Genomic DNA, 13269 nt, shown 5'->3' on the forward strand with positions numbered 1-13269 from the left:
GCTAAACCCGACCTGCGTCGGGAATAGGAGCTGGACCTAATACCCTCTCGAAGCACGACAAAAAAAGCAGCACCCTTCTCCGTGGAGAAAGGCGCTGCCTGGTTTCATAACCCAGTTGTAACTGATTTACTCTTCAGCCTGCAGATTCACCTTAATATTGCCTCTTGTTGCCTTGGAATACGGGCAGACTTGATGGGCCTGCTCAATGAGGTCCTGGGCGGTTTGCCGGTCGACGCCATCTACCTTGGCGTTCAGCTCGACCTCCAGCTTGAAGCCATTGTCTGTCTCATCCTTCAGGATGGACACCTTGGCTGTAACCTTCGTTCCCTGCACGCCCTGAATCTTCTTGTTGCGAATAACCAGGTTAAGAGCACTGTCGAAGCATGCCGCATATCCGGCCGCAAACAGCTGCTCAGGGTTCGTTCCTTCTCCCCCGGCTCCGCCAAGCGATTTGGGCATCTTCACATCCAGATTAATGATGCCATCGGATGAAACGACCTGTCCCTCACGGCCGCCCTTCGCTGTCACTTCCGCTGTGTAAAGTGGGTTCATGGTTAATCCCTCCAATCGGTTATGCCTACAGTACAGGTATACCCTAATTGAACGAACCCTTAAACGGCCATCCGGACTCGTTTCACCAAACCGTCAGAACCTGCCGGATTTGAAGATGGAATACAGCAGCCAGACAAACATCAGGACCGCGATCGTGAACCCGATCTCAAGTGCCGGAACGTTAGAGAGCACAGTCGTCTGGCGGGTGAAGGAGGAACCGATAATAAGACCCATCATAATGATGCTGAACGCGAGCATAACAATACTGAAGGAGAGCCGGTTGCTGATCCGGTCCAGCTTGCGCAGGAACACATCGAGCTCAGGCACGCTGATTTCCAGCCGCATATGGCCGTTCTTGACGACATTCATAAGCTCCCGCAGCTGCTTGGGGAAGTGAACCAGCAGCTCCCCGTAATCCATCATGTCCTTCCACAACGTCTCACCAATCTTGCGGGGATGAAACTTGTCCTTCAGCAGCCGCCGTCCGAACGGCTCAGCCAGCTTCACCATGCTGATTTCAGGATCGAGCCGTTCTGCCACCCCTTCCATTGTGAGCAGCGCTTTGCCAACCAGAATGAGATCAACCGGGATCTGAATCTGATGACGGTTAGCCGTATCGAAGAGATCATTAACAGCTTCACCCAGGCTGACCTCGCTGAGCGGAACGCCGTAATATTTCTCCCGCAGTATGTTAATATCCTTGCGCAGCTGCGCCGTGTTCACATCCTGCTTGACGATTCCCATCCTTAAGACAGTCTTGATAATTCCATCCGTGCTCTGCCTCATCAGGGCGATAATTAGTGAAGACAGGTGCTGCTTCATCTCAGGCGTCAGACGCCCGATCATGCCGAAATCAATGAATGCAATCCGCTCATCCGGCAGGACCATAATATTACCAGGGTGCGGGTCCGCATGGAAGAAGCCTTCTATGAAGATCTGGTGAAGCATGGCCCGGGTGAAGCGCTGGGCAATCTTCTTCTTGTTATAGCCAAGCTCGACCAGCTCGGCATCATGGCTGACCTTGATTCCGTCTACATATTCCATTACCATCACTCTGGTCGTGCTGTAAGCCCAATGAACGGCTGGTATGTAGATGTTTGAGTCATTAGCGAACTGCTTCGCGATCGTCTCCGTGTTCCTGGCTTCAATCGTATAATCCAGCTCCTGCAGCAGGGACTTGCCGAATTCCTGAATCATCTTCACGACCTGATACCGCCTGGCCCACTCGAATCGGTTTTCGGCGAGCAGCGCCAGATTTTGCAGGATTTCAAAATCCGTCCTAATGGTCTCCTCTATGTCTGGGCGCTGCACCTTAACCGCCACCCGCTCGCCATTCGAGAGCTCAGCCAGATGGACCTGGCCGATGGAAGCTGCAGCAAGCGGCGTCTGGCTGAAGCGGGTAAAGATTTCGTCCATATGCATATCAAGCTCGGTTTCGATGATGCTGCACACTTCCTCATATTCGAACGGCTCGACTTGATCCTGAAGCTTCTCCAGCTCCCTCACCATTTCCTCAGGAAATACATCGGGACGTGTGCTGGCCAGCTGGCCAAGCTTGACAAAGGTCGGCCCAAGCTCCTGGACTACAAGACGAATGCGGTAGGCAACGGATTTCTTCGGGACGCTGGCCGGCTCCTGAAACATGCGGACAGGCAGCGGCAGCATATGGAAGACATCTATCTCTTGTACGATGAAGCCAAACCCATGACGGATCAGCGCTGAGGCGATATCCCGGTAGCGGTTAATATGACGTATCCGTTTCCTGATCATGGGGCAGACTCCTTTCGCTGTGTAGGTTCAATTAAGGCTGTGGATTCACCGAAGGCGCAGCCGAAGCCTCCTGCTCGGAGTTGACATCAGCAGACAATGGTTCAAGCGGCGGCAGCGGCTGTTCCAGCTTCTCCACCCGTTTCTCCAGGCGTGCAATATCTTCCTTCGTCGCCATATTCAGCTCGACCAGCAGCTGCTGCAGCTGCTCACGAATCATCTGCTTGATCTGCGTCTGTTCTTCCTCTCCGCGCTGAACCAGCCGGCTGACGAGGGCTTTGGATTCGCCAGGAGCGACCTCTCCCTTGCGGACGAGCTCGTCTACATATTTCTCAACCTTCTCCTTGCTCGTGACGGTAATGCCTACGCCTAGCGACAATGCCTTCTTCAACAGTTCATTCATCAACCTCAACCTCCAGTGTTAGAGTAGTGAACGTTCATCCGTTGTGATCTTGCGTAATCCTGGCGGTGCAGTGTGCGCCTGACTCCATCATATCGCAAATGGGCTGAAAATCCCAACCCGGCCGGCCAAACCTTCGGGATTCATATCAATCTTCTCTTATGTCAGATTAATAGCCGTATAATGCTCAACCACCGGGAACGGATCATAGTAGTGATGCAGCAGCTGCTTCCAGTCCTGATACTCTGCTGAGCCTCTGAAGCCTTCCGTATGGTCCTCCAGCGTCTCCCATCTGACCAGCAGCAGGTACTTGTCCGATACCTCCATGCACTTGTGAAGCTCGTGACTGATGTAGCCCTTCATGGACGAGATGATGCGTGAAGCCTTGCGAAAATCCTCCTCGAATGCCTGTCCCATCCCCGCCTTCACTTGTAATTCCGCTTGTTCCAGTATCATCGAAATTCAGCTCCTTATGTATAGATGATTTGATATAATTCCCATATTGTAGCATGTAAAAAACCGGAATAGCGAGCTATTCCGGCTTTTTATGAAAAACTTATGAATTTCCAGAACGACCTGTCAGCCCGACGATCATTACAATCAGTATGAGCAGTTGAATGAGCGTGTCGACACCCATTGTTTTCCCCTCCGTTACTGCTGTAATGCTCCTTCGTCAAGCTTCTCCTCCCTTAATCAGACAGCAGATTACGTCTCCCACTATATAACTATGCGGCCTGCTGCCAATTATGACCGCAAGATTCTTAGCCAATATCTGCCGTAAAGCTGCGAACGCAGACGGCGCTGCCGGCGATCCGCACATCAATGGTCTGTTCAGCAGACCGGTTTACAAGCACCCTGACTTTCCCGTCCCGGCCCATCTCTTGACCCTGCTCAATGATAAGCTCGGCTGATTCAAGCTCGGGATGGAGATAGGTCATATAATAAGCACCCATGACGCCTGAAGCTGTGCCCGTAACCGGGTCTTCAATCGTGCCTGAATAGGGCGATGAGAAGTGCCGGGCATGCATGACAGCATCTTCGTGAATCGTCTGCATGCAGAACGGATGCAGGGACGTTCTCGGCATTTCCTTCAGAATGACCGGAAACCGGGCATTCTCCGGCTTCATCGCCGCGAACGCCGTCAGCTCCTTGACCGGAATAAGCAGCGTCCAGGTTCCCGTGCTGCCGTAGACGATCGGCATGGAATCATCGAGCTCAGCAAGTGTCAGCCCAATCGACTCCATTAGCGCTTGCTTGTCGCCTGTAAAGGGCTTGAACGCGGGCGCTGCCTGCTTCATGACGAGCGGGTAATTAGACGCCTGCAGAAGCTCGATGGGCAGAATACCCGCCTTCGTTTCCAGCGTGATGACCGATTGGCCGCCAATTAGGCCTTGATCCAGCATGCAGCTGATCGCCCCCATGGTGCCATGGCCGCACAAATTCATTTCATGGCCGGGTGTATAATACTTGAATGTAAAGTCAGCGGCTTGTGACGGCAGTATGAACGTCGTCTCATTAAAGCCTGCGGCTTTGGCAGCGGCCTGCATTTCCTCACCGGTAAGGTTCTCAGCATTTAGTACGACCCCTGCCGGATTGCCTTTGCCGGGAATATCCGAGAAAGCATCATAGTGATAGATCTGCACCTGCTTCAATCTCCATCCATCCTCTCTCCACAACAGTCACTCCAGCCGCCGGTTCGCCCTTCGGCAATTAATTTATTGCAAGAATTAACGTGCCAATTCCTTCTGCCACAGCCTGCTGCCGGTCCAGCTGATGCAGCTGCATATCCGTGTAGAGCGTCTTCCACTCTCCAAGCTGGGGTAGCTGCAGCTCGATCTTCTCCTGACTGGCATGATACAGCACGAGCAGATGCTGCGTCGCATCCCCTCCCGCATGATTGCGAAGCGTGAAGGCTAGGCTTCTGGCATCCGGAGCAGGTTCGAATACCAGATGACTCCGGATCTCCTCTGTTGTACGCAGCCGGAAGGCCGGATGTTCTTTGCGGATCTGGATCAGCGCGCGGACATGCTCCACATGATCCTGATGGCGGGCACAGCGATGCCAATCCAGCGCGTTAATATCATCTCCGCATTTGTAGCTGTTCTCAATGCCCTGCTTGGTCCGCATAAATTCCTGGCCGGCATGGAGGAATGCGATACCCTGGCTGGTCAGAACAATTGAAGTGGCAAGCCGGTGCATCTGCCTGCGAACCGGCTCGGGATCATCCGGATTGGTGATGCTGAGCTTATCCCACAAGGTATGATTATCATGGCATTCCACAAAGTTCACGGACTGTACCGGTTCATCTGCGAATATCTTCATGCCCGAGTCATACGCCGTTCCGCCGACAACCGCCCGCTTCAGGTCGTAACCGCAATCCCAGCTTCCATTGACAAATCCTTTGCGCGTAGGCTCGAGCGTCTTCCCCTTTACCGTATCGCGGAACTGATCATTGAATATTCCGATGCCTGGCAGCCGCGCGGCATTCCTCATATCAGCACGCTGGTCCTCCGGCAGAGCGGTGTTCATCATCCACCCTTCCCCGATGATCAGAATGGACGGGTCTATTTCATGGAGCTTCTGCTTCACTTCGAGCATGCTCTCAATATCAAGCAGCCCCATCAGGTCGAAACGGAATCCGTCAATCCGGTAATTCTTGGCCCAATGCAGAATCGAGTCCACAATGAACTTGCGGACCATGGGACGCTCAGAGGCCACATCATTGCCGCAGTGAGATCCGTTCGACAGCGTGCGGTCCGGCCAGTGGCGCATATAATAGCCTGGGACAAGCTTGGCCAGATTGGCACGGTAGCCGTCGTAGACATGGTTATAAACAACATCCATAATGACCCGCAGGCCGCGGCGGTGCAGCGTATGGATCAGCTGCTTCAGCTCGCGCACCCTGCACACGGGATCATGGGGGTCTGTAGCATAAATGCCTTCCGGCGCATTATAATTTTGCGGGTCGTAGCCCCAGTTATAAGCCGGAGTATCACTTGCTTCATCAATGGATACCGAGCTGATGTCGAAGATCGGCAGCAGCTGCACATGGGTAACGCCCAGATTAACTATATGATCAAGACCGGTATGTATGCCGTCCGGACCTGTCGTCCCTTCCTCGGCAAGCCCCAGGAATTTGCCCTTGTGCCGGATGCCGCTCTCCGGGTGTATGGACAGGTCGCGAACATGCAGCTCATAGATAACAGCATCCAGCGGCGATTGTATAGCCGGCTTCTCGACACCCCAGCCTTCCGGATCAGTCTGCTCCAAGGTTCCGATATAAGCACGTTCGCCATTGACACCTACCATTGCTGCATAAGGATCTGCTGCTTCGTTCCACTGCGAGCCGATCTTGACCAGATACGTATAATAAAAGCCTGCCAGCGGCTCGTTTACCTCAAGCAGCCAGGTCCCCTTGTCGGAACGCTTCATCTGCATAACCCGGACAGCTGATCCTTGTGCAGATTCATACAGCAAAACCTGGGCTTCGGAAGCCGTCGGGGCCCACAGCCTGAACCGGGTTAGCCCCTCCCTGCACGTAACCCCCAGGTCATCGCCATCATAATAAAAGGCGTGGTCGAATTCTTCAGAAAAGACGGACAGACCACCCGTTACCGAAACGTCTCCATAATCAATGACTGTATCCTGCTCCTTCTGTACGGCCATATCCCTCTCCTCCTTCGGATAGATCTTATTCAGGTCTATCAGCTCTTTACCACCATACTGGCGGACTTGTAACTGTTCTGCTTCAAACCGCCTATTATTTAAGTATAGCGAACATTATGCCAGAGGGTAACCATCAATAATCATTTAGCAGTCCGCAAACAACAGGAGCGATGATTCGCATGCTCCCCTCCCCGCGAATCACCGCTCCTGTTCAAGTCATACCTGCTTATCGAGAATATACTTGTGCTTCCCGTTCCCGGCCTAATAAGATTGTCTCGTTGTAAAAGGCTTCCGTCAGCAGATAAGACAGCGTGGATTCTGCCCCCCTGTTGCGGTTGGGACCGCTGCGGGTCAGTCCGTCGCAGCAGCTGCCTTCGTGAATGTCTGCTATTCTGACGGAGCAGTCATTGCTTCCGTGGAACCATTCGCGGCAGCGTTTTACCATATCCGCATCTTCATTCTTCCACTCCACCAGGTAAGCTTCCCTGCATGCCAGGGCAAGCTTCATGACCTCAAGAGGCTGCTGATCCCACTGGCTGGTGTGATCTGCTGATGCCCATGCCTCGTTCCCGACCGGCCGGACCCGCCCTTCCGGAGACGTCATGACCTTGCGAAGCATATCCAGCGACTCACGCGCCGCTTGGCGGGCTTCCTCAGAGCCTGTCACCTGATAGGATAAGAACAGTGACCAAGGCAGGACACCGTTGCCGTACGTCATAGACGATTCAAACCATCTCCACCCTTGAGCTGCATGCCGCTTATACTGCTCAAGCAGCTTCTTCTCCAGCCATTCTACTCTCTCACGGAGCTGCAGCCGCTGCTCTATGTCCGGCCTGCTGCCCTGAACGGGCTGCCGCAGCGGATCACGCAGGATTGCCGAATAGGCCGCAAGTGTGTAGGCCCATCCCCGCGGGTACTTAAGATTCTCAACCTGCTGTGCCGACCGGATCAACAGCGATTCTGCCGCCATCCTGCGGTCGTCATCCGCCAGACCAAGCCATGCGCAGGCAGCAGCCCAGACCGTCCTTCCAAAGCAGTCATCTGACGGCTCCTCCTGTTCCAGCCGCCGGTCATAGGCGACATTGTTGTGGAAGGAGCCGTCCTCTCGCTGCATCCAGAGCAGGAAGGCAAGGTAAGTATCGGCAAGCTCCAGCCATTCGCCGGCCATGTCCGGGCTCAGCTTCATCCACTCCACACATGTCCATAAGGCTCTCGCATTATCATCGGTGGTGTAGCCTTCCTTGCGCCTTGGCAGCAGGCCGAGGGCATGCTCAAGCAGGCCCGTGTCGTCTGTCATCCTGCGCAGATGCCGTACTGATACCTTGGATGTCTCCACTGCTGATCCCCTCCCTAGTTGGCTTGCAGAACTGGATAATCCCGTACTAACTGGCCGAATAGACGCAGATGCAGGGCACCGGATTTGGACCAATGCATGCTCTCGCCTATCTTCGCCATCTTGTCTTCCCACCGGCTGAGCACATGGTCATCCGACAGAATAGAGATCATGCGGGAAGCCCACACCTGATGCTCACCTGGAGGCAGCAGAAGGTAGGGATGGCTGCCCAGCAAATCCTTGGCATATGCATATGGCGTGCTGAGTACAGGACGCCCAAGACCAACGGCATAGGCCAGTGTGCCGCTGGTGATCTGCTGCATGCCCGGATATGGCGTCAGATACAGATCGCATGCCGATAGATAGCCAACCAGCTCATCTTCTTCCACATAGCGGTCAACCATAACCACATGGTTCTCTACGCCGAGCTGCTGTGCCAGCTCCTTGAGCTCCTCCCTGTATGCTTCTCCTTCATGCTTGCGCACCTCTGGATGGGTCTGCCCCACAATGGCATACAGAACATCCGGTATTTCCTTGGCAACTTCAGGCAGCGCACGGATGATGGTTTCAAGGCCCTTGCCTCTGCTCAGCAGCCCGAACGTCATCAGCACCTTTCGGCCGTCCCAGCCATGCGCTTCCCTGAAAACTTCCCGCTTGCCCGGTGCTGGCTCTGGCGTGCCATGCGGCACAAACTTGATTTTGTCCCGTGGAATATGGAATGAACGCTCCAGGTAAGCCCCAGCCTGGCGGTTCATGATCAGGATCAGGTCGCTCCGCTCGGCAATCTGGCGCTGGATGCTCCGGTATGGCTCCTGCGGTTCCTCGAATACCGTATGGAAGGTTACAGCCAGCGGCTTCTCCAGATGCTCAATGAAATCAAGAATATAGCTTCCAGCCTCTCCGCCGAATATGCCAAATTCATGCTGCAGCGACACGACTGCCGCATCGCTTGCATTCAGACGCTCGGCAAGCTTGCGGTAAGCATCCCGGTCTTCCTTCTCCAGCGTCTGCAGCGCAGGGTCCGTATGCTCTTCCGCCCAGCCGGCTGGCGTTATCGCGATCACTGGGTCGATGCCTGTCCAGCCCTTGGCGGCACGTACGCTCTGTCTCAGGTGATGGGTATAGGTTGCAATCCCGCATTTTTGAGGGACATAGGTACCGATGTATGCAATCTTGGTCATACGGTCATAGCCTCCTTCATTCGGTTCACAACGGCTTCATACAGGACGTGTCCGCTTCCCGCTTCCGCCTCATAACCGAAGACACACTGATAGAGCTGTGCCCCGCGGCTTACGCGGCATTTATCCCACAGAATGGTTTCAGACAAGCGCGCTTCCCGTTCAATCCGGCAGTCATTGCCAATGACTGTGTTAGGCCCGATTATCGCCTTATCGCCGATATGCACGCGGTCTCCGATCAGAACCGGCGGAATCAGGAGGACACCAGAGCCAATGACGCATTCCTCTCCCACCCATATTCCTCTGCTCTGCTCATGACCGGCAATCGGGAGCGGGAAGGTGCGGTCCAGAATGTCCCAATGCACCTTGCGGTAGCGTTCCCGGGTTCCCATATCCAGCCAATAGCCCCGCATGTGACAGCCGTATGCACCAAGCCCCTGCTGAATGAGCAGCGGGAACGTTTCCCGCTCAATGGAAACCTCCCTGCCAGCTGGAATCAGGGAGAGAACCTGACGGTCAAGCAGGTAAACACCCGCGTTGATTAAATCTGACGGCGCTTGTCCAATCGGCGGCTTCTCGATAAATTTTAGAATCCGGCCCGACGGGGTAATATCCACTACGCCGAATTGCGACGGGTCCTCAACACGCGTAAGGCCAATTGTCGCGCTCCCGCCATGCTGTTTATGGAATTCAATAAGCGGCAGTATATCAACCTTCTGAATAACATCGGCATTGAAAACAAGGAACCGTTCGCCGAGAAGATGCTCGGCATTTTTGATCGCGCCAGCCGTGCCCAGCGCTTCTTCTTCAACCGTATAAGCGATCGAGACCCCGAACCGGCTGCCGTCGCCAAAGTAAGAACGGATCAATTCGGGATAATGCTTCAGGGTAATAACAAATTCTCCAATCCCTTGTTCCTTCAGCTGCAGAATCAGATGCTCGAGCCACGGCCGGTTACCAACAGGGGCCATGGGCTTCGGAAGCTGTTCAGTCAGCGGACGCAGCCGTGTTCCCAGCCCGCCCGCAAGCAATAATGCTTTCATCGCAATCTCCTCCTCGGACATAACAAATAAGCCTGCTGCAAAGGAACGATTCACCGGTCATGTTCCCATGAGCGCTAAATTATTCGGCCGCAACCGGCTTCTCTATCAGGTTACCGTTATGACAAAAAGACGCTAATGACTGCATCAGTATGACCGGAACAAGCTATGGATATCGTGCAATTACCCTTCTCAGCCTTCTTCTCAGTCTCCGGATGCCTCGCACGCTTCGAACACTGTGCGGAACCCGGAGAGCTTCTGCAGACCAGAATGCCTTCATTCTTCCTGCGGATGGAAACTCGGAAGCAGCGGACTCTGCCGCATACTGCCTTCCAGGCAGCATAAATAAGTCGTTCCGTAAGAATGGCTTCTCAAGCAGCATGGTAAGTATCCCTCCTCACAAAAGATTAGCACTCGTTAGCATAGACTGCTATTAATACTAATAAAACATGGAGGAGGATCTGCTCAAGACCGAAAATCAACAATTATTTTCCACTATGTGAGAATTACCTTGTTAAACTGCTTCATTTCTCACGTATTCTCATTTTTTCTTGTTAAGGCTTCAAACCTCTGGAAGGGGTCCGGGATGGTCATGGTATGAGCTTCTGCATCACTTATACCAGCATATAGGACCGCTGTCCCATCCGGATTGCGCACCAATCCTCCGCTGAATACGACATTGTGCAGGTCCTCCCGTTTGGCCGGCCCAGGAAGAAAATTATTGCGGACGGCGATCAGCTCGATATCCGAGTACCAGCCGGTATCCGGGTCCAGCACGAAGATCATCGGGTAATAATGCCTGTTGTTCCCTTCATCAAACCGGGCTATATGTCCCAGTACGCCAATGAGACCATTCGACAGCATTTGAGCTTCATTAACGCCGCCCCACTCGGCATCCGTGAACTGTTCCTCAAGCAGAGGGGCTTCCGCAATCAGTTCCATGGTCAGCTCTTCAAGAGAAGCTGTACGGGCAAATCCGATTTTCCCTCTTCCTCCCTTGATACCCTGCGGCCGGGTGAATACGCCGATCCCGCCATCCTCAAGCTCCACCAGCCGGAGATCCTTCATCCCATCAGGACCGGTAAAGAAGGGGCGAAGCTCACTTACCCTCTGTCCTCTGTAGAGCACTGTGCGCCACATCAGCCTGTTCTCATCCTCCGGATTCGGGTAGGTTTGGACGCCTCCCATAATCAGCTCGCCGCCAACTCTCGTAATGAACGGATCCTGCAGATGGAATACCGGCAGCTCATGCTTGGGTGCCCATACTTGTTCCTGCTGCGCAAAGAACATCACATCCGAGCTTTCGCTGTCCCGCGACTCTACCCGGCCTGCGAGCAGTATGGTCCCCTCATCTGTAAAGGGTGCTGTAATGTTATAGACATCACGGCTGCCGACACCTGTGAAGGCCAGCTTCTCCGTCTGCAGGACAGGAACCTCCCTCACATGAAATTCCTTCAGAAGCAGGTCGCAGTCAAGTGTTGCCCGTTTGTTTTGCATCCTTCCTCATCTGCCTTTCATGAAATATTGTCCCTTCCCAATACCCCCATCCGACTCTATTATTTTCACAGCTGCGCAAAAAATCAAGACGGTTTATGTTCAACAACCACAAAAACAAAAAAAACCGCCGACCATCCGCGGAGGGCACTGAAAAAGTCCGTTTTATAGAAAAGGTACAGTCACACTCAAGAAATTGAGGAGACTGTACCTTTTCTCGTTTATAATTAAGGTATCACAGAGAGCGGGTGAGCGAATGATTCGGCAGCAACAAACGTTGATGCTTAGTCCATATGCCAAGCTGTACGATATGTTGATCCCCAAAGACAATATGCTGCGTCAGATCAACGAATTGGTGGACTTCGCGTTTATATACGAGGAACTGAAAGACAAGTACTGTCAGAACAACGGTCGAAATGCCATAGATCCGATCCGTATGTTTAAATATCTGCTACTCAAGGCGATCTTCGAGCTGTCAGATGTAGACATTGTGGAACGTTCACGGTACGACCTTTCGTTCAAGTTCTTTCTAGATATGGCGCCGGAAGATCCGATCATTGAGTCCAGTTCCCTGACGAAGTTCCGCAAGCTGCGCTTGAAGGACATGAACCTGCTGGACATGCTGATCGGCAAGACAGTAGAGCTTGCCATCGAGAAGGGAATCCTGAAGAGCAAGTCCATTATCGTAGACGCCACCCACACGAAAGCACGCTACAACCAGAAATCGCCGCGTGAAATCCTGCAAGATCGGGCCAAGAAGCTGCGGAAGGCCGTGTATGCTGTGGACGAAACGGTTAAAGTCCGCATGCCGGCCAAGAACACAAACGATGTGCTGGAAGATGAAATTGCCTACTGTAACAAACTTATTGCCTTCGTCGAGACAGAGTCAGGAATTGCGCAGCTGCCGAAGATTACGGAACCTCTGAATCTCCTGAAAGAGACCGTGGACGATGATGTCGAGCAGCTTCGTCTGGCGGCAGATCCGGATGCACGCATAGGCCACAAGAGTGCAGACTCCGCCTTCTTCGGTTACAAAACGCATCTGGCCTTGACTGAAGAAAGAATTATTACGGCAGCGGTGATTACGACTGGCGAGAAGAATGACGGCAAGCAATTACAAACCCTGATTGAGAAAAGCCAAGCGGCCGGCATGCAGGTGAGCACCGTCATCGGCGATGCCGCCTATTCCGAGAAGGACAACCTGGTCTATGCCAAGAGCAACGAGATTGCGCTCGTGTCGAAACTCAACCCGCTCATTACGCAGGGGAACCGAAAGAAAGAAGACGAATTTCTGTTCAACAAAGATGCCAGCATGTATGTCTGCACGGCAGGGCATATGGCAGTCCGCAAAGCTCGGCAAGGCAAGAAAGGTGTAGGCAAAAATCAGGTGGATACTTACTACTTCGATGTCGAGCGCTGCAAGCGCTGCCCGCTCAGGGAAGGCTGCTACAAAGAGGGAGCAAAGACAAAAACCTACTCTGTCAGCCTGAAATCTGATGAACACGCCGAACAGATGGCCTTTCAAGAGACAGAGTATTTCAAAGCAAAAGCCAAGGAACGCTACAAGATTGAAGCAAAGAATAGTGAACTTAAACATAGACACGGGTTTGATGTCGCCACATCCTCGGGTCTGCTTGGCATGCAGCTGCAAGGGGCTATGACCATATTTGCCGTAAACCTCAAACGGATATTGAAGTTAGCGGACTGAGGATGCCTCGTAAATCCCAGACAAACAGATTAAAGAAGAAGGCATCTGCACCGAATTTTCGGACAGATGCCTTCTTTGTACACCTAAATGTGGCCGCGTGAAGAAAATTGCTTGGTTTTTCAGTGCCCTCC

At 53.2% G+C, this 13269-nt stretch carries 11 protein-coding genes; 1 reads left to right on the forward strand and 10 read right to left on the reverse strand.

Annotation, left to right across the window (positions count from 1 at the left end; genetic code table 11):
• Nucleotides 1-126: 126 nt before the first annotated feature.
• From DNH61_RS04975 to DNH61_RS05025, 10 genes are all read right to left on the reverse strand, one after another.
• On the reverse strand, nucleotides 127-552 hold the full coding sequence (locus tag DNH61_RS04975; protein ID WP_111145576.1) for an organic hydroperoxide resistance protein: 426 nt from the start codon (nucleotides 550-552) through the stop codon (nucleotides 127-129).
• 93 nt (nucleotides 553-645) lie between these two features.
• The gene (locus DNH61_RS04980) at nucleotides 646-2322 is read right to left on the reverse strand and encodes an ABC1 kinase family protein (protein WP_111145577.1); all 1677 of its coding nucleotides are present in this window, start codon (nucleotides 2320-2322) and stop codon (nucleotides 646-648) included.
• Between the two features lie 31 nt (nucleotides 2323-2353).
• Nucleotides 2354-2722, reverse strand: a complete 369-nt coding sequence (locus DNH61_RS04985; RefSeq protein WP_245947944.1) for a phasin family protein — start codon at nucleotides 2720-2722, stop codon at nucleotides 2354-2356.
• Nucleotides 2723-2878: 156 nt separating this feature from the next.
• Complete coding sequence (locus DNH61_RS04990) at nucleotides 2879-3175, reverse strand: antibiotic biosynthesis monooxygenase family protein (protein ID WP_111145578.1); 297 nt, start codon at nucleotides 3173-3175, stop codon at nucleotides 2879-2881.
• A 305-nt stretch (nucleotides 3176-3480) separates the two neighbouring features.
• Nucleotides 3481-4371: a PhzF family phenazine biosynthesis protein gene (locus DNH61_RS04995; protein WP_111145579.1), complete on the reverse strand. Its 891-nt coding sequence runs from the start codon at nucleotides 4369-4371 to the stop codon at nucleotides 3481-3483.
• A gap of 58 nt (nucleotides 4372-4429) precedes the next feature.
• Nucleotides 4430-6385, reverse strand: a complete 1956-nt coding sequence (gene pulA, locus DNH61_RS05000) for a type I pullulanase (protein WP_111145580.1) — start codon at nucleotides 6383-6385, stop codon at nucleotides 4430-4432.
• A gap of 226 nt (nucleotides 6386-6611) precedes the next feature.
• Nucleotides 6612-7721, reverse strand: coding sequence for a prenyltransferase/squalene oxidase repeat-containing protein (locus tag DNH61_RS05005; RefSeq protein WP_245947946.1), 1110 nt, complete (start codon nucleotides 7719-7721; stop codon nucleotides 6612-6614).
• A gap of 14 nt (nucleotides 7722-7735) precedes the next feature.
• Nucleotides 7736-8899, reverse strand: a complete 1164-nt coding sequence (locus tag DNH61_RS05010) for a glycosyltransferase family 4 protein (protein WP_111145581.1) — start codon at nucleotides 8897-8899, stop codon at nucleotides 7736-7738.
• Nucleotides 8896-9939 (reverse strand): nucleotidyltransferase family protein, encoded by a 1044-nt coding sequence (locus tag DNH61_RS05015; protein WP_111145586.1) that lies wholly within the window; start codon nucleotides 9937-9939, stop codon nucleotides 8896-8898. The genes DNH61_RS05010 and DNH61_RS05015 overlap by 4 nt, the downstream gene beginning before the upstream one ends.
• A 528-nt stretch (nucleotides 9940-10467) precedes the next feature.
• A complete protein-coding gene (locus DNH61_RS05025) occupies nucleotides 10468-11433 on the reverse strand; it encodes a DUF1861 family protein (protein ID WP_111145583.1) in 966 nt (321 codons plus the stop codon).
• 253 nt (nucleotides 11434-11686) lie between these two features.
• On the opposite strand from DNH61_RS05025, the gene DNH61_RS05030 reads away from it, so the two are divergent.
• On the forward strand, nucleotides 11687-13138 hold the full coding sequence (locus DNH61_RS05030; RefSeq protein ID WP_111145368.1) for an IS1182 family transposase: 1452 nt from the start codon (nucleotides 11687-11689) through the stop codon (nucleotides 13136-13138).
• Nucleotides 13139-13269 lie beyond the last annotated feature (131 nt).

The sequence above is a fragment of the Paenibacillus sambharensis genome (assembly GCF_003233845.1).
GTDB classification, from domain to species: domain Bacteria; phylum Bacillota; class Bacilli; order Paenibacillales; family Paenibacillaceae; genus Paenibacillus_I; species Paenibacillus_I sambharensis.

Bases quoted from the DNA above. Each gene is read 5' to 3' on its own strand.
- DNH61_RS04975 (WP_111145576.1), bottom strand. From the start codon at position 552: ATGAACCCACTTTACACAGCGGAAGTGACAGCGAAGGGCGGCCGTGAG.
- DNH61_RS04980 (WP_111145577.1), bottom strand. From the start codon at position 2,322: ATGATCAGGAAACGGATACGTCATATTAACCGCTACCGGGATATCGCC.
- DNH61_RS04985 (WP_245947944.1), bottom strand. From the start codon at position 2,722: ATGAATGAACTGTTGAAGAAGGCATTGTCGCTAGGCGTAGGCATTACC.
- DNH61_RS04990 (WP_111145578.1), bottom strand. From the start codon at position 3,175: ATGATACTGGAACAAGCGGAATTACAAGTGAAGGCGGGGATGGGACAG.
- pulA (WP_111145580.1), bottom strand. From the start codon at position 6,385: ATGGCCGTACAGAAGGAGCAGGATACAGTCATTGATTATGGAGACGTT.
- DNH61_RS05010 (WP_111145581.1), bottom strand. From the start codon at position 8,899: ATGACCAAGATTGCATACATCGGTACCTATGTCCCTCAAAAATGCGGG.
- DNH61_RS05015 (WP_111145586.1), bottom strand. From the start codon at position 9,939: ATGAAAGCATTATTGCTTGCGGGCGGGCTGGGAACACGGCTGCGTCCG.
- DNH61_RS05025 (WP_111145583.1), bottom strand. From the start codon at position 11,433: ATGCAAAACAAACGGGCAACACTTGACTGCGACCTGCTTCTGAAGGAA.
- DNH61_RS05030 (WP_111145368.1), top strand. From the start codon at position 11,687: ATGATTCGGCAGCAACAAACGTTGATGCTTAGTCCATATGCCAAGCTG.